The following is a 20,714-nucleotide window of genomic DNA, read 5'->3' on the forward strand; positions in this document are numbered from 1 at the left end:
TCAGCGCGCCATCGCCCCCTCGAGCACCTTGAAGATCCGCCGGTCTTCGCACTGGGCAACGTTGAAGCGCAGGAAACGGCTGGCCGTCTGCGACAGGCTGAACGCATTGCCGGGCGCCAGCACGATATTGTCGGTAAGCGCCCGACGTGCGACTTCGGCCGCGTCAACGCCATCGGGCAGGCTGCACCACAGGAACAGGCCGGCCGGCTGGTCGATCCACGGCGTGATGCCGATCGCCTTCAGCCGGGCGCCGGTCTCGGCCATGGCGCGCGCCAGCCTTGCGCGCAGCAGATCCATATGCTTGCGGTAGCTACCGTCCTTCAGCAGCGTCAGCACCAGCTCGGCCGCCAGCCGCCCGCCGCCGAAGGTGGTGGCGATCTTGAGGTCGGTCAGGCCCTCGATCCAGTCGCGCGGCGCGGCGATGAAACCGCAGCGCACCGACGCCGACAGCGTCTTGGAGAAGCTGCCGATCTGGACGACCCGGCTGAGACCATCGAAGGCCGCCAGCCTCGGGGCAGGGGTGTGCTCGAAGTCGGCGAAGATGTCGTCCTCGACGATAGTCAGGTCCGACTGGTCGGCGAGCTTCAGCAAACGATGCGCGGTGACCGGCGATAGGATCGCGCCGGTCGGGTTGTGGATGGCGGAATTGGTGATGTAGAGGCGCGGCCGGTGCTCGGCGAGCGCCTGCGCGAACAGCTCGATGTCAGGCCCCGACGGCGTGTAGGGCACGCTGACGACGTTGGCGCGATGGGCGCGCAGCAAAGCGTGGAAATTGAAATAACAAGGGTCGTCTACCAGCACCGTGTCGCCGGGTTCGATCAGGAACCGGCACAACAGGTCGATGGCCTGCGTGCCCGATTCCGTCAGCATGATCTGTTCAGGCGAGACTTCGATGCCATGCCCGGCCATGCGCCGTGCCAAGAGTTGCCGCAGCGGCGGCAGGCCAAGCGGCGTGCCGTAATCGGCCAGCGTGACATCATCGGCGCGCGCCACCGTGCGTAGCGCGCGGCGCAGGCCGGCCTGCGGCATCCAGGAAGCCGGCAGCCAGCCACAGCCGGGTTTCAGGACCTCATCGCCGGCATCCAGCGACTGGCGCGAAACCCAGAGCGGATCGACGGCACGGTCGAGCCGAGGACCGATCTCGGCCAGCGACAGCGGCGCCAGCGAGCCGGCGGCATAGAAACCGGAACCCGGCCGGGAGCGGATCGTGCCTTCGGCGGCGAGCCGCTCATAGGCTTCGACCACGGTCGATTTCGACACCTGCATGGATTGAGCGAAGGCGCGGATGGAGGGCAATCGCGCTCCCGGTGTCAGGCTGCGCGCGGCGATGCGCTGGCGGATGGTCGCCATGACAGTCTCGACCAGAGTGGTCGTGATGAGTGCGCGCGCATCGTCGTTTTCGAAAGCGAAGTTCGTCATCTGTACTGCTCAATCGCCCATTACAGTTTCGCTGAATTGTACCCCATTGTCTCTGGCTGCGCCATGGCATCTGCCCGATAGAGGGCGAAAGCAATGGAGCCTGCAATGGACAAGACCGCGAGCGGCTGGCTGAACGGATTTATCGGCGTGCTGATCTTCAGCGGCTCGCTGCCAGCGACGCGCGTGGCTGTGATGGACTTCGATCCGACATTCGTGACGTCGGCCCGCGCCGCGATTGCCGGACTGCTTGGCCTGGCGATGCTGCTCTTGTTCCGGCAGAAGCGCCCGGAGCGGGGCGATCTGCTGTCGCTGGCGATCGTGGCGCTGGGTGTGGTGGTCGGCTTTCCCTTGCTGACTGCGCTTGCGCTCAAGCACATCACCTCGGCCCACTCGATCATCTTCATCGGCCTGTTGCCGTTGGCGACGGCGATCTTCGGCGTGCTGCGTGGCGGCGACCGTCCTCGTCCGGCATTCTGGCTGTTTTCGTGCGTGGGCAGTGCACTCGTCGCTGGCTTTGCGCTGATGCAAGGTATGACGGCCTCGCCGGTCGGCGATGGCCTGATGCTCGCAGCCGTCGTCGTCTGCGGCCTGGGCTATGCCGAGGGCGCCGCGCTGTCGCGCAGGCTCGGCGGCTGGCAAGTGATCTGCTGGGCGCTGACGCTGTCGCTGCCGATCATGCTGGTGCTGACTTTCGCGACCCTGCCGCCATCCTTCGCCGCCGTCGGCTCTCACGCCTGGATTGGGCTCGCCTATGTCTCGCTGTTCAGCATGCTGATCGGCTTCGTCTTCTGGTACCGCGGCCTGGCGCAAGGCGGCATTGCCGCGGTCGGCCAGCTGCAATTGCTGCAGCCCTTCTTTGGCCTGGCGCTCGCGGCGACACTGCTGCACGAGCAGGTCAGCCCGCTGATGGTCGTGGTTACGCTCGGCGTCGTGGCCTGCGTGTTCGGCGCGAAGAAGTTTGCGCACTAGTTCGGGAAGCGACCGCCGCGCCTAGAACTTCGTCACCACCCCAATACCAATGCCCTCGAAGCCGCCCATCGCCATCAGTGCGGCGGGCGCTTCCTCGAGGCTGATCTTCTTGCCAACCAGCAGTTCGGGCTTGAGCTTGCCGTTGCGGATCATGTCCATCATCGCCTGGTAGCGATAGGCCTGCATGCCGTGGCTGCCGAGGATTTCGAGCTCGAAGGCGATCACCTTGTCCATTGGCACTTGCGGGCGAGCGTGTTCGCCCAGCATCAGGCCGACCTGCACATGGCGGCCGCGCCGGCGCAGATTGGCGATCGAGTTGAACGAGGTGGTCGGATGGCCGAGCGCGTCCATCGACATATGCGCGCCGCCATTGGTGATCTGCTTGACCGCCTTGACCACATTCGGCGTTGTCGACGCATTGATGGTGGCCACGGCGCCGATTTTTTTGGCGAATTCCAGCTTCTCGTCGGTGAGGTCGATGGCGATCACATTGGCGCCCATCGAACTGGCGATCATGATTGCCGACAGGCCGACGCCGCCGCAGCCATGCACCGCCACCCATTCGCCGGGCTTGACGCGCCCCTGGTCGACGATGGCGCGAAACGAGGTGACGAAGCGGCAGCCGAGGCTGGCGGCGGTGGCGAATTCCATTTCTTCCGGCAGGCGCACCAGATTGGTGTCGGCGTGCTCGATGCCGACATATTCCGCGAAGGACCCCCAGCCGGTGAAGCCCGGCTGCGTCTGGTGCTCGCAGACCTGGTGGTTGCCCGAGGTGCATTCGAAGCAGCGGCCGCAGCCGACGGCAAACGGCACGGTGACCCGCTCGCCGGCCTTCCAGCGGCTGACCTGCTTGCCGGCGGCGACGACGACGCCGGCCAGCTCATGTCCTGGGACGTGCGGCAAGGTGATGCCGTCATCATGCCCCATCCAGCCATGCCAGTCGCTGCGACACAGCCCCGTCGCCTCGACCTTGATGACGACGCCATCGGCAGCCGGCTTCGGATCGGGGACGGTCTGGATCGTCGGCGCTTCGCCGAATTTCTCGAAGACGACGGCTTTCATCTTTAACTCCACCCTAGGACAGCATGTGCTACCCGAAACGATAGCCGATTCCCCGGCCGGTCAAGCGGAAATCGATTCCGCCAGGCTGACCAGTCCGCCGAACCGGCCAGGGCGGTCAGCTGTTTTCCCGATTGCGGAAATCGGCGAGTCGGGTGTCGCCGGGCGCCAGAAGCCGTCCGTCCTCGGCATGCACTTCCAGGCGTCTGATCGGCCGGCCGCTCTCGATATCGACCATGAAAGTGTAGGGCTCGCCCGGCCCGGAGAAATAAGTCTCGCCCCACTGCCGTAAGGCAACCAGGACATAGAACAGGCCGCGCCCCTTTTGCGTCAGCACATATTCATGGTGTGCGCTTCCGTCGGGGGCGGGAACCGTTTCCAGTATGCCGTGCGCGACCAGATTGCGCAGCCGTGCCGACAGGATGTTCTTGGCGACGCCGAGGCTCTTCTGGAACTCGCCGAAGCGGCGCAAGCCGTCGAATGCGTCGCGCACAATGAGCAGCGACCACCAGTCGCCGATCGCGTCCAGCGGTCGCGCGATCAGGCAGTCCGCTTCGTGGTGGCTCGTTCGTTTCACCATGGCAATCGTTGGTCCAGATCAATCATCTCGGTTGCAAGATAAAACTGTTCTGTCTATCCAGCAAGTGGTTTCAATTTGAAACCTATTGTGGAGAGCGACATGAATCTGCAGGTGGTGAACGGCGTGGCAACAGGAGCGGAGCGGTCCGATAGGCCGCCTCAGGCAGCGTCACCACCGGGATTGTCGGGAATGACGGCGCTGGTCTTCGCCATTGCCTGCGGCCTGAGCGTCGCCAATGTCTATTTCGCCCATCCGCTGCTCGACGCCATGGCGCATGATTTCGCCATCTCGCCGGCCTCGGTCGGCATCGTGGTGACGGTCACGCAGATCGGTTACGCGCTCGGCCTGTTCTTCATCGTCCCGCTTGGCGACCTGTTCGACCGGCGCAAGCTGATCGCCGGGCAAGCAGTCCTTTCCGCCGTGGCGCTGATCGCGGTCGGGATCGCGCCGAACGCTGCGGCGCTGCTGGCAAGCCTCGCTGTCGTCGGGCTGCTTGCCGTGGTGGTGCAGGTGCTGGTGGCCTACGCCGCCGACCTCGCCGTGCCGTCCGAGCGGGGGCGGGCGATCGGCACCGTCACCAGCGGCGTTATCCTTGGCATTCTGCTTGCCCGCTTCGTCGCCGGTGTCGTGGCCGACTTCGCCGGCTGGCGCTGGGTCTATCTTGTCTCGGCGGCGCTGACGCTCAATGGCGATGGTTCTCACCCTCATCCTGCCGCGCCACGAGGCGGAGCGGCCACGCACATCCTATCCGCGCCTGCTGGGTTCGGTGGTGCTGCTGTTCGTGCAGGAGCCGCTGCTGCGCGTGCGCGCCGTGCTCGCCATGCTGATCTTCGCCACCTTCAACGTGCTGTGGGCGCCACTGGTGCTGCCGCTGAGTGCTGCGCCATTCTCCCTCTCGCACACCGAGATCGGGCTGTTCGGCCTTGCCGGCGTCGCCGGCGCTCTCGGCGCACGCTGGACGGGCGGCCTTGTCGATCGCGGGCGCGGGCAACTGGTCACCGGCCTTAGCCTGCTTTTGATGATTACGGCCTGGCTGCCGATCGCCTTCATGGGCCTGTCGCTGTGGCTGCTTGTCGTCGGCATCGTCATGCTGGATCTGGCGATCCAGGCCGTCCACGTCACCAACCAGAGCCTGATTTTCTCGCGCCGGCCGGGTGCGCGCAGCCGGCTGGTTGGCGGCTACATGATCTTCTATTCGCTCGGCAGCGCACTTGGCTCGATCGCTTCGACCATGACCTATGGCGCCATGGGTTGGAACGGCGTCTGTATACTCGGGGCGGCCATCGGCCTGCTGGCGTTGCTGGTCTGGGCACTGACGCTGCGCGTTGGCCGATAGGCCTTACTCCGCATCGATCTGGTTCTGCGGCGCTGCTTTCTGGAACGCCGGCAGCGCCATGCAGGCGGCGTTGATGCGCGTGATCGTCGGGTAGGGCGTCAGGTCGACGCCGAAGCGGGCGTTGCTGGTGATTTGCGCCGCCAGGCAGATGTCGGCCAGCCCCGGCGCCTCGCCGTGGCAGAATGTTCCAGTCTGAGGCGAGGACGCGAGTATCTTTTCAAGCGGCTGAAAACCTTCGTTCACCCAGTGGCGGAACCAGTTGGTGATGTCCTGGTCGCCGGCGCCGAACAGGGTGCGCAGCGAGGTCAGCACGCGCAGATTGTTCACCGGGTGGATGTCGCAGGCGATCATCTGCGCCAGCATTCGCACGCGCGCCCGGCCAAGCGCGTCCTTCGGCAGCAGCGGCGGTTCCGGCTGGATCTCGTCGAGATATTCGATGATCGCCAGCGACTGCGTCAAAAGCGTGCCGTCGTCGAGCACCAAGGCCGGCACCAGCCCTTGCGGATTGACCGCGAGATAGGCCGGTTCCAGATGCTCGCCATGGCGCAGATGATGCGGGACATAGTCGTAGCTCAGCCCCTTCATCTCCAGCGCGATCCGCGCCCGATAGGAGGTGGAGGAGCGATAGTAGTTGTGCAGGATGAGTTCGCTCATGGCTATGTCGTTCACGGCTGCGGCTGGCCGATCGTCACTTCGATCGTGCCGATGCCGTCGACGCCGCCGGTCATCGTCTCACCCGACTTCACGGCGCCGACACCGGCCGGCGTGCCGGTGAAGATCAGGTCGCCCGGTTGCAGTTCAACTGCTTCGCTGCAGATCGAGACGATGTCGGCGATCGGCCAGATCAGTTCGGTGAGGTCGGCATCCTGTTTCACCGCGCCGTTGACGGCGAGCCAGATGCGCCCCTTCGTCGGGTGGCCGGTCTTTTGTGCCGGGACCAGCGGGCCGCACGGGGCGGAACGGTCGAAGGCCTTCGACCAGTCCCAGGGCCGCGCCGCCTTCTTGGCCTCATCCTGGAGATCGCGCCGGGTGAGGTCGATGCCGACGCCATAACCCCAGACGTGCTCCAGCGCCCGCTCACGCGCAATGCGGAAGCCCGGTCTGCCGATCGCGGCAACCAGTTCGATTTCATGGTGCAGATTGGCCGTCAGCGGCGGGTAGGGGATCACTGTGCCGGAATCGACCACCGCGTCGGCCGGCTTGGTGAAGAAGAAGGGCGGATCGCGCTCGTCATTGCCCAGTTCGCGCGCATGCGCCGCATAGTTGCGGCCGACGCAAAAAATGCGCCGCACGGCAAAGCGCTCGGCCGAGCCGCTGATGGCGACGGAAGGCGTTGGCGGCACGGGGAGGACGAAGGCGGTCATGGCGGTCTCTGCGTTGCATGTCGGGTTGCTGGCGGCACCTTCGACCGATTTCGGGGACCGGGCAAGGCGTCGCATTTCATAAAGCACGGGCTTTGCCGAGGCTGTATAAGGAATTCAGGGTTCCCATCACTTTTGCAGCGGCCTATCACTGGCGATAGACTATTTGCCAATAATCCGGCCATGGTCGCGGGGCTATGGTGTGGCCGGTAAACCGGAACGAGCCACATGACAGCATCCAACGATCGCGCCCGGTTCCTGATCATCGACGACCATCCGCTGTTTCGCGAGGCGCTGCACAGCGCCGTGCAGATGGCCTATCCGGAGGTCGATACGGTCGAGGCGCGCTCGATCGCCGAGGCGCTCGATCTGCTGGCCGGGATAAAGCCGTTCGATTTGGCGCTGCTCGATCTCAACATGCCCGACGTTCATGGCTTTGACGGGCTGCTGCAGCTCAGGACCCGCTATCCGCGCCTGCCGGTGGTGATCGTGTCGGGCTATGAGGAGCCGCGGATCATTTCCGAGGCCCTGTCCTATGGTGCCGCCGGCTTCATCCCGAAATCGGCACGCAAGAGCGATCTGGCCGCCGCCATCCGCTCGGTGATGGACGGCGCGATCTATGTGCCGGAAACCTACGAGGGCCAGCCGGCCGACGCCGACAGCATCGACCGCGCCGACATGGTCCAGCGGCTGTCCAAGCTGACGCCGCAGCAATTGCGCGTGCTGCAAATGCTGCGCCAGGGCCTGCTCAACAAGCAGATCGCCTACGAGCTGCAGGTCGGCGAGACCACGGTAAAGGCGCATGTCTCGGAGATCCTGCGCAAGCTTAACGTGTACAGCCGCACGCAAGCGGTGATCGAGGTTTCGAAGCTGGACAATGCGGAACTGTTTCGGGATCAGGCGGGGTTTTGAGGGACCCCAATGCTGACCCAGGCGACGCGGCAATGTCGACCGGTAGGTATGGCAAGCCGGAGAACGCAAAAAGTGCACTGTCACCGTAAACGCATACTAAGGAACGGGCATCCCTCTCGTTAAGTCAAACTCGCGCGGCGACTGCTCCGCAGCAGTTAGTCGCTTTCCTGCGTCTAATAGAGTGGCGGCCCCGGGGTCCAACGTAGAATGCTTTAATACTGCTAAATTGCTTTCTGAATGCTCTGTTAAAGATTTTCATTAACTCTTGCGCGGGCGGCGTATCGGAGGCTGTTGCCACGCGACCATTCAAGACTACATCTTCACCCCAACGCCCGCCCGGGGAAAGCGTTACCGTGTCCGGATTGCTAAGCTGATCCAGTGCATATCGGATGCCTGAGGTCGTTTTTATCGGCCTCACCTCGATCGGAACATCCTGTCCTGTGACAAGAAATGACCGGCCGCTGGAAGCAGATTCAGTGGCTGATCGTCCAAGGCCGGGAATTTGCATTCGATTACTAAAAGTTTCAAATTCCATCTTTGGAAACTGACCCATAAGGATGTATTTTATCGGAATGTCACGCTCCACAGTTTCCAGTATAGGGAGAAGATCATCTTTTAGGGCGAAGAAATGGATCTGCTTCATATGAATTACCGAATTACGGTGACAGTGCACCATTTTCTTTTCCCTCCGCCGAGGAAGGATAGCAAACGCCAGCGCCGCCGCTCATCCGGCTGCCGCCACCTTCTCCCCGTATAGCGACGGGGAGAAGGAAGCATCAAGCCAGCAAATGCGCCAGCAGCGCCCTTAGCTGCGCCGGCTTCAGCGGTTTGCGCATCAGTTCGATGCCGCCGGCGCGGGCGGCCTTGGCGACGGCTTCAGAACTGTCGGCGGTGACGATCAGCGCCGGCACGGCGCGGCCGAGATAGTCACGGACTTCGGCGATGGTGGCGGTGCCGAGATCGCCGCCGTCGAGATGCTGGTCGGCGATGACGATGTCCGGCACCCAGTCGGTGTCGCCGAGCAGGTCCATTGCATCGTCGGTCGAGGTCGCGGACCGCACCAGGCACTGCCAGCGCTCGAGCAGGAAGGTCATGGCCTCCAGCACCTCGATGTCGTTCTCGACCAGCAGCACCTTGGTGCCGAACAGGCCGTAGCCGCGCGACCGCTCGAGGCTGGTGGCGCTGGCGATGGCGTCGGCGGGCGCGCCGATACCGACGGGGACATCGATGTGGAAGATCGTACCGCGCCCGACCTTCGACGAGAAGGTCACGGGATGGCCGAGCGCGCCGGCCATGCGGCGCACGATGGCAAGCCCGAGCCCGAGACCGTTGCCGTCACGTTCCGAACTGGCCGGTGAGGTGCCGCGATGGAACTCTTCGAACACCGCCTCGCGCTGGTCCTCGGGAATGCCGCAGCCTGTATCGGCGACATCGATGCGGATCGTGTCGCCGCGATGCCTGGTGCCGACAAGCACGCCACCCGAGCGTGTATAGCCGAGCGCGTTGGACAGGATGTTCTGCAGGATGCGACGCAGCAGCGTGCGGTCGGAGCGGACCACGGCATTGACCGGACGGAATTTCAGCGACAGGCGCTTCATTTCCGCGACCGGCTGGAAATCCGAGCGCAGTGATGAGAACAACGCCTCCAGGCTGACGTCACCAATGTCGGGCTGCACCACGCCGGCGTCGAGCTTGGAAATGTCGAGCAGCGTGCGCAGCAGGTCCTCCATCGTTTCCAGCGAGCGCTCGACTTGCCGCACCAGCTTCCTGCCTTCGTCGCTGGTCTGCACCTCGGCGAGCGCCGAGACGGAGAGGTGGGCCGCGTTCAGCGGCTGCAGCACGTCATGGCTGGCGGCCGCCAGGAACCGTGTCTTGGAGAGGTTCGCCAGCTCGGCATTTTCTTTGGCGGCGCTGAGATCGATGTTCGACTGCTCCAGCCGGCGCAGCGTCGAATGCAACTCCTCGGTACGCGTGCGCACGCGGTTCTCCAGCGAGATCGCGGTCTGGAACAGCGAGAAGGCATTGCCTTGCTGGTCCATCGACCGCTCGACGCGGCTGACCAGGGCGGCGTTGATCTTCTTGAGTTTTTCGAGATCGTTTATGTCCTTGAGCGGCATCTTGTTATTCCGCGGCCCCCTTATTCCGCCGCTTGCCGTTCGCCAAAGGCAATGCCGGTGAAGGTCTGGTTCAAATGCATCGACCGGTACTGCTCGCCATAGGTGCCGAAGCCGACGACATTGTTGACCCGGTAGAGTTCCGAAATGTCACGAAAGACCTGCCGGTTGCGCGCATCGAGCCGGCGCAGCACGCAGTCGAAGCCAAGGATCAGGTCGATGCCGCCGAGGCGCTCCTCGACCTCGCGCAGGGCCGCGCGCGTCGATTCCACCATGTCCTTGGGCTGGGCGATCGACAGCACGACACCGTCGTCGATGGCGCAGAAGAACGACAGCGAGCCATCCGCGTGCATCCTCTGGATCGAGCGGCAGTAATATTCGCCACCCACCTTCACCACCACCGGATGCGAGGCGAAGCTCAGCGGCGTCAGCGTCTGCGGCAATATGCCGACGGAGGCGGCATATTCCTCCGCCGCATTGGTGGCGTTGAACTCGCGCACGATGCGGTGATCGGCGTCGGACGCCGTCACCACCAGCTTTTCGTCGGTCGGAACGAAATTGTCGGTCTTGAAGACGTGGAACGGAATTTCCGTGGCGATCAGCACGATGATGGCGCTGTCCGAGCTGACCCTGCCATTCGAGATCAGGCGCGTCGTCTCGAATTTCAAATCGTCGCCGGCCGAGCCGCCGAGCAATGGTATGTCGTCAAGCCCCCAGTGGATAGCTGAACTGACCGCTTCCTCGGCATAGGACAGCCCATCGATGAAGCAGAGCGCGAAGGTATTGCTGGTCTGCTCGCAGCCGAGCCGGCCGCGCAGTGTGCGCCGCAAGGCCTCGACCTCGCCGGTGATCCTGTCCATGCCCGACGAGGACAAATTGTCGACCATGGCGCTGACCGCGGTAAAGGCGGCCGACGGGAGCAGCATCGCCAGCATATGGCCTTCCTCGAGCCCTTGCGGCGTGATCTCGCCGGCGGTGGAGCAGCCGGCATGGTGCAGCCCCGGCGCGTAGGCCGTGAGCGCCCGCGACAGGGCGCCGGCCTCGACAAGGCTCTGGGAAAAGAAGACGAGGGCAAAGCCGGCATTGATTGCCGCAGCCTCGCTGGCCACCGCGCGTGCGAAAACATCCGGGTCGGGCTCGTCCGTGGTCAGCGCCGACAAGCCGCAGGCGTAGCGCGTCCGTGAACTGGTCAGCGGCGTTCTCCCGCGTTTCCTCCGACGCTGTTTTTATGCGCTGTTTTTAAAAGGCTTCTGGCGCGCGGGCGTCGAAGGATATTGTTGCTTCCAATAGGCGTTTTGGCAATGGGGCGAGGGGACTGCACCTTTGGCCCTGGGCCATGACCGAAAGTACAATGATCCGTCTTTTCCGTCGCGCTGTTTTTTGCGCGTTGTGCGGTGTACGAATAACGCATGGCCGAAGTGCCAGCGGCGCGTCGGCAGCGTGATGACCAAGGTTGATACCCAGGGAGGATTCATGTCGGACGTTTCGTTGATGGTGAACGGAAGGCGGGTCAGTGGTGCCGCCGAGGATCGAACGCTGCTGGTTCACTTCCTGCGCGAGAATCTCGGCCTGACCGGCACGCATGTCGGCTGCGACACCTCGCAATGCGGGGCCTGCGTCGTCCACGTCGACGGCAAGGCGGTCAAGTCCTGCTCGATGCTCGCGGTCCAGGCCTCAGGGTCGACCGTCGTGACCATCGAAGGTCTCGCCAATGGCGCCGACCTGCATCCCGTGCAGGCCGCCTTCAAGGAACATCACGGCCTGCAATGCGGCTTCTGCACGCCTGGCATGATCATGACGGCAACCGACATGATCAACCGCCATCCCGAAGGCCTCGACGAGGCGACGGTGCGGGCCGAACTGGAAGGCAATATCTGCCGCTGCACCGGCTACCACAACATCGTCAAGGCGATCCTCGCCGCATCGAAGACGATGGCGAAGGGGGCCGCCAGGGCCAAGGCGAAACAAGCTGCGTGAATGAGTGAGTAGTCAGTAGTGAGTAGTTCGGTCTGAATTTGCCGTTCTCCTTTCACTACTCACTGCTTTCCTACTCACTATTTCGGCAATTCGGGAGGAATTTCTGATGGGCATTGAAGGTGTTGGCGCTCGGGTCGCGCGCAAGGAAGACAAAAGGTTCATCACCGGCGCCGGCCGCTATGTCGACGACATGGTGGTTCCCGGCATGAAGCATGCGGCCTTCGTGCGCAGCCCGCACGCGCATGCGCAGATCAAGAAGATCGACGTCAAGAAGGCTCAAGCCATGCCCGGCGTCATCGGCGTGCTGACCGGCAAGGAGCTCAAGGCGGACGGCATCGGCAACCTTATCTGCGGCTGGATGATCCATTCCAAGGACGGTTCGCCGATGAAGATGGGCGCATGGTCGCCGCTGGCCTTCGACAAGGTGCGCTATGTCGGCGACGCCGTCGTTATCGTCGTGGCCGAGACCAAGGGGCAGGCGCGCGATGCGGCCGAAGCGGTCGAGATCACCTACAAGGAATTGAAGGCCGTTGTCGACGCGACCAAGGCGCTCGAAAAGGGCGCGCCGCAGATCCATCCCGAGGCCGAGAACAATCTGATCTTCGACTGGGAGATCGGCGATGCCAAGGCGACCGACGCGGCGATCAAGGCGGCGGTGCATGTCACTCGCATGAAGATCGTCAACAACCGGCTGGTGCCGAACGCCATGGAGCCGCGCGCGGCGCTCGGTCACTACGACAAGGCCGAGGACCATTACACCTGCTGGACGACATCGCAGAACCCGCATGTCGCGCGGCTGGTGATGAGCGCCTTCTACAATGTCGCCCCGGAAAACAAATTGCGCGTCATCGCGCCGGATGTCGGCGGCGGCTTCGGGTCCAAGATCTATATCTACCCGGAAGAGATCGTCTGCCTGTGGGCGTCGAAGAAAACCGGCGTGCCGGTCAAATGGGTCGCCGACCGCACCGAAAGTTTTCTGTCCGACGCGCATGGTCGCGATCATGTCTCGACGGTGGAAATGGCCTTCGACAAGAACAACAGGATCACCGGGCTGAAGGTCGACACGATCGCCAATCTCGGCGCCTATATGTCGCTGTTCTCGTCCTGCGTGCCGACCTATCTCTACGCGACGCTTTTGTCGGGCCAGTATGACATTGCGGCCATCCACGCCAATGTCCGCACCGTCTACACCAACACGGCCCCCGTCGATGCCTATCGCGGGGCAGGGCGGCCGGAAGCCACCTACCTCCTGGAACGCACGATGGAAGCAGCGGCACGGGAGCTCGGTGTCTCGCCGGCCGAATTGCGGCGCAAGAACTTCATCACCTCCTTCCCGCACCAGACCCCGGTGATCATGAACTATGACGCCGGCGACTATGGCGCCTCGCTCGACGCGGCCATGAAGACATCGGACTATGCCGGCTTTGCCAAGCGCAAGGCGGCAGCCGCCAAGAAGGGCTTGCTGCGCGGCATCGGCATGAGCTGCTACATCGAGGCCTGTGGCATCGCGCCGTCGGCGGCGGTCGGCTCGCTCGGCGCCGGCGTCGGCTTGTGGGAATCGGCGGAAGTGCGGGTCAACGCCGTCGGCACGATCGAGGTGCTGACAGGCTCGCACAGCCATGGCCAGGGTCACGAGACGACCTTTGCGCAGCTGGTCAATGAGCGTTTCGGGGTGCCGATCGATTCGGTTTCGATCGTCCATGGCGACACCGACAAGGTGCAGATGGGCATGGGCACTTACGGTTCGCGCTCGGGCGCGGTCGGCATGTCGGCGATATCAAAGGCGCTCGACAAGGTCGAAGCCAAGGCCAAGAAGATCGCGGCCCACCTGCTCGAAGCCGACGAGGGCGACATCGTCATCGAGAACGGCGCGCTGAAGGTCGCCGGTACCGACAAGAACGTGCCGTGGTTCCAGGTGGCGCTGGCCGCCTATACCGCCCACAATCTGCCGGCAGGGATGGAACCCGGGCTGAAGGAAACGGCCTTTTACGATCCGTCGAACTTCACCTTCCCGGCGGGCTGCTACATCTGCGAGGTCGAGATCGATCCGGAGACCGGCACGACCGAGATCGTCCAGTTCGTGGCGGCCGACGATTTCGGCAACATCATCAACCCGATGATCGTCGAAGGCCAGGTGCATGGCGGCATCGCGCAAGGGATCGGCCAGGCGCTGCTGGAAGGCGCCCATTACGACGCAAGCGGACAGCTGCTGACGGCGAGCTACATGGATTACACCATGCCGCGCGCCGGCGACCTGCCGTCGTTCCAGGTCTCGACCTCGAACACGCCATGTCCTGGCAATCCGTTGGGGATCAAGGGCTGCGGCGAGGCCGGCGCCATCGGTTCGCCGCCGGCCGTCATCAACGCCATCACCGACGCCATCGGCGTCGCTGATATCGCCATGCCGGCTTCGCCGTCCACCGTCTGGGCGGCAATCCGCGCCGCGACGAAATGAGTGAGTAGGGGGTAGTGAGTAGCGAATAGGGAACAGTGTCACTTCCGGCCAACGCCCATTCACTACTCACTACTGACTACTGCCTAACCACTTCAGGGGAGGATCCCATGTACGCAGTCAACTACCACCGTGCCGCCTCGGTCGCTGACGCCGCCAAACTCGTGAAGAGCGGCGACGCCAAGCTGCTCTCCGGCGGCATGACGCTCATCCCCGCCATGAAGACGCGCCTGGCGGCCCCTTCCGATCTCGTCGATTTGTCACGCATCAAGGATCTGCAGGGCATCAAGGTGTCGGGAAAGACTGTCACCATCGGCGCGGCCACCACCCATTTCGACGTCTCCAATGACGAGAAGCTGCGCAAAGCCTGTCCGGCGCTTGCCCATCTGGCGTCGCTGATCGGTGATCCGGCGGTGCGCCACAAGGGCACGATCGGCGGCTCGATCGCCAACAACGATCCGGCGGCGGACTATCCGGCCGCACTTCTGGCACTGGGCGCCACCATCGTCACCAACAAGCGCGAGATATCGGCCGACAAGTTTTTCAAGGGGCTGTTCGAAACGGCATTGAAGGATGGCGAGATCATCACGGCGATTACCTTCACGGCGCCGGCAAAGGCGGCCTACGAAAAATTCCGCAACCCGGCCTCGCGCTACGCGATCGTCGGCGTGTTCGTGGCCAAGGGCAAGGATGGCGTCAGCGTCGCCGTCACCGGCGCCGGCGATGACGGTGTCTTCCGCTCGAAGGAGATCGAGGCAGCGCTTGCCAAGAATTTCGACGCTGGCTCGCTCAATGGCGTGAAAGTGCCGGCGAAGAACCTGATGAGCGACATCCACGCTTCCGCCGACTACCGCGCCAATCTGATCGCGGTGATGGCCAAGCGCGCGGTGGCGGCAGCCAACGCCTGACGCCTGTTAGCAGTTGTGGACAAGGAAAGGGGCCTTCGCGGGCCCTTTTTCGTCTGTGGCGGCCGGTAGCCGCCCAATTCCCTATGGAATCGGCGCAGCGCACCATCCCGTTTGCCTGAAGCAATTCCGGCCCGTACTCACTCGGGAACTGCATCAGTGGCAATCTCGCACTTGCACAAACCTATATTGCACTGCAGTATGGGTTGGGGCGGGAATGCGAGCCGGGTTCGGACTGCGTACCGCCGTGCCCGTTCGCATGCCAATGCGAAGGGATCGGCATGTCCGAAATTTCCGCGACCCAGATGGTTCCGTCCCGATCCGTCGTCGACAGATCGGCCCGGACAAGGTTGGCCTATCTCGACGGCTGGCGCGGCCTGTCAATCGCCCTGGTGCTGATCGGCCATTTTTTCCCGGTGCCCGGAATCAATCTCGGCGTGCTCGGCGTCGAATTCTTCTTCGTGCTCAGCGGCCGGCTGATGGGCGAAATCCTGTTCATCGAACGCTATCCGCTGAAGAAGTTCTTCAAACGCCGCTTCTCGCGCATCTATCCGGCGCTTCTGGTGTTCGTCGTCATTGCCATGATTGCGCTCTCCGGCACGTTCATCGCCTTCAAATGGAAGGCGGCGCTCACGGCACTGACATTCACCTACAACTATGCCGGAATTCTCGTCACCCGCGCCGGTGCGCTCGACCATATCTGGTCGCTCTGCGTCGAGGAGCATGCCTACATCATCCTGGCGTTGATCAGCGCGCTCGTCTCCAGCCGCAACCGCGTCATCCCTTTGCTGCTAACGCTGGCCTTGCTCGCCATGGCCAATGGCGCGATCTCATACTGGGTGTTCAAGCTGGACTACGAGGCCACCTATTGGCGCACCGATGTGCACATCGCCTCGATCCTGCTGTCAGCCTCGATCTGTCTGCTCAAGGCCGAAGGCCGGCTGCCGGCGGTGTTGAAGGGCCCCTATGTCGCCCTGGCGGCGGCCGCGGTTGCGGTTCTGTTGTTCATCGACCCGGTGCCGACGCCGATCCACTATCTTCTGGCAGTGCCGCTGCTGGCGCTGGCCGTCAACGCGCTCGATTTCAGCATGCCAATCTTTTCCAATCTGCTGTCGTCCTGGCCAATGGCGACGTTGGGCCTGTGGTCATACTCGCTCTATCTGTGGCAGCAGCCGTTCTACAAATTCGTCTATGAGCAAGGCATCAGCCCATGGCCGATGCTGGCCGCGGTGTTTGCCTGCGCGCTGTGCAGCTACTACCTCATCGAGCGGCCGGCGCGTGAATGGTTGAACCGCAACTGGTGATTCAGGCCTCATCGCGCCGAGACACTGTTGTTGCGAGCCTGAGATAGCGCCGCAGGCCGGCTTCGCCGCGCGGCGTTGTCCAGCGATGGTTCCAGGCGAAGGCCGGCCGCAGCAGTGGTGCCAGGAATTTGAGGATCGGCCGCTCGACCGTGACCTGCCAGGTCAGTTGGACATGGGTGCCGCTGCCCGACGGCGACAGTTCGGCCCGCCACAGCCCGTCGAAGTCGCCAAAGGTTTTCACGACGACCAGCCGGCCAGGCTCGAGTTCGGCGGCCTCGATGATGAAGTTCAGTTCATAGGGCAGGGCGCCGCGCGCCCGTGCCCTTGCCCGTGAGCCGACCGATCGCTTGCCCTTGCCATTGATCGGCACCACTTCCTTGTAGACATCACCCCACCACAGCGGCAGCAATTCGGCATCGGAGAGCACATCCCACACTTGCCGAGGCGTGCCCTCGGGAATGTCCCAGCTTTCGTCGAAGCGGAAGACGTTGCTTGGCATCGCGGTTCCTCCATTTGGTGGAACGCTTATATTAGGAGTGTCTTCTTTGTGTGGCCAGCAATCAGGCGACGATCTGCTTGACGTAATAGCGCACCGCTTTCTTGCCGCCGTGGATCACCGCGTCGCCGACCTCAGTGAAGCCCAGCGCGGCGTGGAAGGCATCCGAGGCGAGGTTGGGCGGATCGGCGTTGACCTCGCAGGTGACCAGCGTGTGGCCGGCGCGCTCTGCATGTTCGAACAGGTCCTGATAGAGCCGGCGCGCATGGCCGCGGCCCCTTGCGTGCGCTGCCACGACGACGCGGTCGACATAGATGAAGCGTTCGTAGCGTTCGCAAAACCAAAGGAAATTCGGGCTGTCGTAGTTGGCCTCCTGGTCGAAGGTCATGATGAAGGCTTCGAGATCGCCAATGCGCCGCGCGTAAAAAGCCTCACCGAGCAGGAACGACAGCCGCTCGGCTTCAAGCCAGGACAGTTCGGCGGCATGTTCGTTGTTGAGCGCCAGTATGTCCGCTTCGTCGGTCTGCGCTATGCGGTCTATCTCAGAGGTCATGTCTTGGCCGCCGCGATCGTTGCCGCCACAAGCGGTGTGTCGGTCAATGTGTTGCGGTATTCGCGGTCGAGGTCGGAGCCGCCCATGCCGACCTTGGGATTGCGATAGCGCATGGCGCTCGGCACGTCCTTCAGCGCTGCGAAATGCATTTCGGCCAGCCCGGTCTTTTGGCGCACCTCGGCGATGTTGCCGAGATCGAGCCCGCCGCAACCGAGGATGACGATGCGGTCGCCGGCCTGCCGCACCAGATCCTCCAGCAATGGCAGGCCTTCGACCGCGGTGTCGCGCTGGCCGCTGGTCAGCACGCGGCCGACCTTGCAGCGGATCAGCGCTTCCAGCGCCTCGGCCGGATCGCGCGTCATGTCGAAGGCGCGGTGGCAGGTGACATTCAGGGGGCCGGCGGCCTCAGTCAGTTCGCCCATGCGCTTTTCGTCGATCGTGCCGTCGGCGCTCAGGCAGCCGAACACGACGCCGGGCACGCCGAACTCGCGGAGTGCTGCGACATCGGCAAGCATCGAGCGGTACTCGGTCTCGCTGTAGAGAAAATCGCCGCCGCGCGGCCGCACCATGACATGAAACGGCACGGTCGCCTGGTCGAGCGCAGCGCGCACTGTGCCGAGGCTCGGCGTGATGCCGCCTTCGACCAGGCTGGCGCATAGTTCGACCCGGTCGGCGCCGGCGGCCTGCGCGGCGAGCAGGCCATCGATGCCTTCGACACAGATTTCGATCAGCGGCGGGCGGGTTTGTGTGGTCAAGGGGTCATCCAGTCCATGATGTTGCGCAAAGCCCTAGCACCGGGGCGGCTGGCGCGAAAGCGTGAACGGCGCACCGCCATTTGGACCAGACGACATTTCCCGGCTTGACAGTCTTATAACCACAGAGTTATGAGTTAACCCATAGCCTATTGGTTATATATTGGCCGTTGGCGACGCGACGGCAGCCGAAAATTCCATCGAACCAAACCTGGATGCGCTGCGTCCGGGCTCGGCTAAACACGTCTCAAAAGGAGAAAAGATCATGCAAGCTAGAATCAAGAACCCGGTGATGCTCATCCCAGGCGCCCTGCAGGCGCTGCTGGCGCTGGACAAGTCGACGGAGGCGGCTGATGTGCCCTATGTGACGCGCAAGCTGATCCATCTGCGGGCGAGCCAGATCAATGCCTGCAGCCTCTGCGTCGACATGCACGCGCGCGAACTGAAGAAGGCCGGCGAGAAGGACGAGCGCATCGTCGCTCTCGCCGCATGGCGCGAGACGCCGTACTTCACCGATGCCGAGCGGGCTGCCCTGGCTTTGGCCGAGGCCGGCACCAGGCTCGCCGACCGTCCCGACGCCGTGCCGGACGATGTCTGGGACGAAGCCGCCCGGCACTATGACGAAAAGGCGCTTGCCGCTTTGGTCATCCAGATCGCCGTGATCAACGCCTTCAACCGGCTGAACGCGACGACGCGGCAGATGGTCGGCGCCTGGGGCTGAGCGCTGGGTTTTGCGTTTTGGGGCAGGGCGATTGCTCGAACGCGAAGGCGGGGGCGACACACGGCCTCCCGCCTCCTAGGCGCGAGTGTCGCCCAATTGGCTACTGGCGCAATTCGGTGTTCTTGGCGCCTTCCTCGACCTGGTCGATGACCAGGAGCTTGACCGGGCCATCGCCGGTATTGGTGGCCTGATGCCATTGCCCGATCATTTCGATGATGAAATCGCCTGTCTTGTAGATGTTGCTGTTGCCGGTCTCGACATTGGTGACCTTCAGCGTTCCGGCCTCGACATAGGCGTAGCGCGGGAAGGGGTGGCGGTGCACCGGCAAGGTCGCGCCCACCGCGATGTCGTAGGTCGACACCAGCACCTGCACGTTCTTCTGTGGCAGCGTGATCGGCTGGCCGGACGCGGTGGTCGTGCGCGATGCCAGCGGGGTGACGACGACAGGCGTGCTGCTGCTGTCGAGTGCCAGAGCGCAGTTTGCATAAAGTGCAGCCGCGGCCAGCAGCGCTGATACCAGGATTTTGCGCATGATTCCTCCCTGAACGGACGCATCTATCGCGCGACGGCGGTGCGCGCGCAAGCACTCCAAGAGGTGCTGGCAGATACTTTCAGTCTCTCTGCTGAAGGCTGGCGGACGCTCTGTGCGAGGTCCCGTCGCGAATCCGCCGATCAGTTCGGAACTTGGGGTGAGGGCTCATCGCATCGATAGACCATGCATTGACCGCCACTGGTTGGAACATAGGCAACCATCGGCACGGAAGGCGCGTCGCACTCATTGCCGAATTGGCGGACGTAGCGATCATAGGTATTCGGCCCGGTGCTCATCACCGCTGCATGCTGGCTCTGGATCAGCGCCTGGGTCTGCGCGCAGGTCATCTTGCGCGTGTCCGGCCGAGCGCTGGCGAAGCTGGTAGCAGCAATCGTCATCGCTGCAGCGCAGAGCGCAATCTTGCGTATAGGCATGGCGGCATCCTCGCGAAACATCGGATCGGCAGATTCGCATCCTGGGATGCAACTCCGCAATGGCCGCGCTGTCACGAAGCAGCGAGCCAAGTTGCAAGGCGCAGCGCCAGCGCGCTGTAGTGAGCCGGCAAGCGCGCTGGCGGGGCTCTACGTCGGTCTATCCATGAATGAAATGAAGCAGGAAATTTGATGCGGGAATGACAAATATCAGTATTAGCACGACAATGTGAGATCTCTTTATAGTCACATTTTTCGGCCCAGGAAGTGCTTGGCCGGTGAAGACTTTGTTCCAAATTGCTACTATCCCAAACATTCCTATGGCGATGAGGAAGGCTAAGGGGAGCGCATAGGGTTTGAACCAAGCAGGGAAGAACGGTCTGCCCACCAAAAGAGGAAAAAAAAGAGCAGCACCCACAAACACAGTCGCATTGCGAAAGTCGAGCCGTTTCATCTTTTGAAGATCCTCCCCCAACATTTTCCCCAGCGCGCAATCGTTTCCCGTGCGTTCCTAGTTGAAGCTCTCGGCTAGCGCTGAGACCCAAGTACCCTGACCGCGCTGACCAATGTCTCGCGATCATTGCCAAGTGTTCTGATCAGATCCCTCAACTGGTCGAGTGTGATGCCGTTTTCAAATGCAAATACCGGCGCCTCATGAACATCGACAACTTCACGCCTTGGCTGCTTCTTGGTCATGACCCCACCCCTGGTTGCAACCAATTTAGCGCAAAGGCGATATTTCGTCGACTACAGATAACGAAGCGGCCCGGCAGTCGTCGTTGGGGTGTTGTATTGACTGGCCGCCGGGCCTGGCCGACTCATCCGCGGCGAGCCGACCAGC

Annotated in this window: 22 protein-coding genes and 1 pseudogene; 8 read left to right on the forward strand and 15 right to left on the reverse strand. The window is 63.1% G+C overall.

The window, feature by feature from the left end:
* Positions 1–1,419 carry an aminotransferase-like domain-containing protein gene (locus tag CKW40_RS10510; protein ID WP_095199861.1) on the reverse strand — a complete coding sequence of 473 codons (1,419 nt, stop codon included), beginning with the start codon at positions 1,417–1,419 and terminating at the stop codon, positions 1–3.
* Between the two features lie 105 nt (positions 1,420–1,524).
* Between CKW40_RS10510 and CKW40_RS10515 the strand changes: the two genes are divergently transcribed.
* Entirely contained in the window at positions 1,525–2,388 is an 864-nt protein-coding gene (locus tag CKW40_RS10515; protein WP_095199862.1) for a DMT family transporter, read from the forward strand.
* 21 nt (positions 2,389–2,409) lie between these two features.
* On the opposite strand, the gene CKW40_RS10520 is transcribed toward CKW40_RS10515, so the two are convergent.
* The gene (locus CKW40_RS10520; protein ID WP_095199863.1) at positions 2,410–3,450 is read right to left on the reverse strand and encodes a zinc-dependent alcohol dehydrogenase family protein; all 1,041 of its coding nucleotides are present in this window, start codon (positions 3,448–3,450) and stop codon (positions 2,410–2,412) included.
* A gap of 115 nt (positions 3,451–3,565) precedes the next feature.
* Positions 3,566–4,027, reverse strand: a complete 462-nt coding sequence (locus CKW40_RS10525; RefSeq protein ID WP_095199864.1) for a winged helix-turn-helix transcriptional regulator — start codon at positions 4,025–4,027, stop codon at positions 3,566–3,568.
* 99 nt (positions 4,028–4,126) lie between these two features.
* On the opposite strand from CKW40_RS10525, the pseudogene CKW40_RS10530 reads away from it, so the two are divergent.
* A pseudogene (locus CKW40_RS10530) lies at positions 4,127–5,363 on the forward strand (MFS transporter).
* Positions 5,364–5,366: 3 nt separating this feature from the next.
* On the opposite strand, the gene maiA reads toward CKW40_RS10530, so the two are convergent.
* Positions 5,367–6,017, reverse strand: a complete 651-nt coding sequence (gene maiA, locus CKW40_RS10535; RefSeq protein ID WP_095199865.1) for a maleylacetoacetate isomerase — start codon at positions 6,015–6,017, stop codon at positions 5,367–5,369.
* 11 nt (positions 6,018–6,028) lie between these two features.
* A complete protein-coding gene (locus CKW40_RS10540; protein ID WP_095200268.1) occupies positions 6,029–6,727 on the reverse strand; it encodes a fumarylacetoacetate hydrolase family protein in 699 nt (232 codons plus the stop codon).
* Between the two features lie 225 nt (positions 6,728–6,952).
* On the opposite strand from CKW40_RS10540, the gene CKW40_RS10545 reads away from it, so the two are divergent.
* Complete coding sequence (locus tag CKW40_RS10545) at positions 6,953–7,636, forward strand: response regulator (protein WP_095199866.1); 684 nt, start codon at positions 6,953–6,955, stop codon at positions 7,634–7,636.
* A gap of 124 nt (positions 7,637–7,760) precedes the next feature.
* Here CKW40_RS10545 and CKW40_RS42845 read toward each other — a convergent pair whose 3' ends face one another.
* From CKW40_RS42845 to CKW40_RS10555, 3 genes are all read right to left on the reverse strand, one after another.
* A complete protein-coding gene (locus CKW40_RS42845; protein WP_143748268.1) occupies positions 7,761–8,279 on the reverse strand; it encodes a hypothetical protein in 519 nt (172 codons plus the stop codon).
* Positions 8,280–8,412: 133 nt separating this feature from the next.
* A complete protein-coding gene (locus CKW40_RS10550) occupies positions 8,413–9,753 on the reverse strand; it encodes a hybrid sensor histidine kinase/response regulator (RefSeq protein ID WP_095199867.1) in 1,341 nt (446 codons plus the stop codon).
* 20 nt (positions 9,754–9,773) lie between these two features.
* On the reverse strand, positions 9,774–10,910 hold the full coding sequence (locus CKW40_RS10555; protein ID WP_095199868.1) for an FIST signal transduction protein: 1,137 nt from the start codon (positions 10,908–10,910) through the stop codon (positions 9,774–9,776).
* 313 nt (positions 10,911–11,223) lie between these two features.
* On the opposite strand from CKW40_RS10555, the gene CKW40_RS10560 reads away from it, so the two are divergent.
* The 4 genes from CKW40_RS10560 to CKW40_RS10575 all read left to right on the forward strand — a co-directional run bounded on the left by CKW40_RS10560 (position 11,224) and on the right by CKW40_RS10575 (position 16,388).
* Positions 11,224–11,727, forward strand: coding sequence for a (2Fe-2S)-binding protein (locus CKW40_RS10560; RefSeq protein ID WP_095200269.1), 504 nt, complete (start codon positions 11,224–11,226; stop codon positions 11,725–11,727).
* Between the two features lie 106 nt (positions 11,728–11,833).
* Entirely contained in the window at positions 11,834–14,182 is a 2,349-nt protein-coding gene (locus CKW40_RS10565; RefSeq protein WP_095199869.1) for a xanthine dehydrogenase family protein molybdopterin-binding subunit, read from the forward strand.
* A 107-nt stretch (positions 14,183–14,289) separates the two neighbouring features.
* A complete protein-coding gene (locus CKW40_RS10570; RefSeq protein WP_095199870.1) occupies positions 14,290–15,087 on the forward strand; it encodes an FAD binding domain-containing protein in 798 nt (265 codons plus the stop codon).
* A 278-nt stretch (positions 15,088–15,365) separates the two neighbouring features.
* The gene (locus tag CKW40_RS10575; RefSeq protein WP_095199871.1) at positions 15,366–16,388 is read left to right on the forward strand and encodes an acyltransferase family protein; all 1,023 of its coding nucleotides are present in this window, start codon (positions 15,366–15,368) and stop codon (positions 16,386–16,388) included.
* Position 16,389: 1 nt separating this feature from the next.
* Here CKW40_RS10575 and CKW40_RS10580 read toward each other — a convergent pair whose 3' ends face one another.
* The 3 genes from CKW40_RS10580 to CKW40_RS10590 all read right to left on the reverse strand — a co-directional run bounded on the left by CKW40_RS10580 (position 16,390) and on the right by CKW40_RS10590 (position 18,192).
* On the reverse strand, positions 16,390–16,887 hold the full coding sequence (locus tag CKW40_RS10580) for an SRPBCC family protein (protein ID WP_095199872.1): 498 nt from the start codon (positions 16,885–16,887) through the stop codon (positions 16,390–16,392).
* Between the two features lie 61 nt (positions 16,888–16,948).
* Entirely contained in the window at positions 16,949–17,437 is a 489-nt protein-coding gene (locus tag CKW40_RS10585) for a GNAT family N-acetyltransferase (protein ID WP_095199873.1), read from the reverse strand.
* On the reverse strand, positions 17,434–18,192 hold the full coding sequence (locus tag CKW40_RS10590; protein WP_439330975.1) for a copper homeostasis protein CutC: 759 nt from the start codon (positions 18,190–18,192) through the stop codon (positions 17,434–17,436). The genes CKW40_RS10585 and CKW40_RS10590 overlap by 4 nt, the downstream gene beginning before the upstream one ends.
* A 262-nt stretch (positions 18,193–18,454) precedes the next feature.
* Here CKW40_RS10590 and CKW40_RS10595 point away from each other — a divergent pair, with 262 nt between their 5' ends.
* On the forward strand, positions 18,455–18,910 hold the full coding sequence (locus CKW40_RS10595; protein WP_095200270.1) for a carboxymuconolactone decarboxylase family protein: 456 nt from the start codon (positions 18,455–18,457) through the stop codon (positions 18,908–18,910).
* Between the two features lie 100 nt (positions 18,911–19,010).
* Here CKW40_RS10595 and CKW40_RS10600 read toward each other — a convergent pair whose 3' ends face one another.
* The 4 genes from CKW40_RS10600 to CKW40_RS43705 form a co-directional block, all read right to left on the reverse strand.
* Entirely contained in the window at positions 19,011–19,442 is a 432-nt protein-coding gene (locus CKW40_RS10600; RefSeq protein WP_095199875.1) for a cupin domain-containing protein, read from the reverse strand.
* Between the two features lie 140 nt (positions 19,443–19,582).
* Positions 19,583–19,876, reverse strand: a complete 294-nt coding sequence (locus CKW40_RS10605) for a hypothetical protein (RefSeq protein WP_095200271.1) — start codon at positions 19,874–19,876, stop codon at positions 19,583–19,585.
* 157 nt (positions 19,877–20,033) lie between these two features.
* The gene (locus tag CKW40_RS10610) at positions 20,034–20,327 is read right to left on the reverse strand and encodes a hypothetical protein (protein WP_143748269.1); all 294 of its coding nucleotides are present in this window, start codon (positions 20,325–20,327) and stop codon (positions 20,034–20,036) included.
* Positions 20,328–20,401: 74 nt separating this feature from the next.
* Positions 20,402–20,569: a hypothetical protein gene (locus tag CKW40_RS43705; RefSeq protein ID WP_179297912.1), complete on the reverse strand. Its 168-nt coding sequence runs from the start codon at positions 20,567–20,569 to the stop codon at positions 20,402–20,404.
* Between the last annotated feature and the right edge of the window lie 145 nt (positions 20,570–20,714).

The organism is Mesorhizobium carmichaelinearum (assembly GCF_900199455.1).
In the GTDB taxonomy this organism is placed as follows: Bacteria; Pseudomonadota; Alphaproteobacteria; order Rhizobiales; family Rhizobiaceae; genus Mesorhizobium; species Mesorhizobium carmichaelinearum.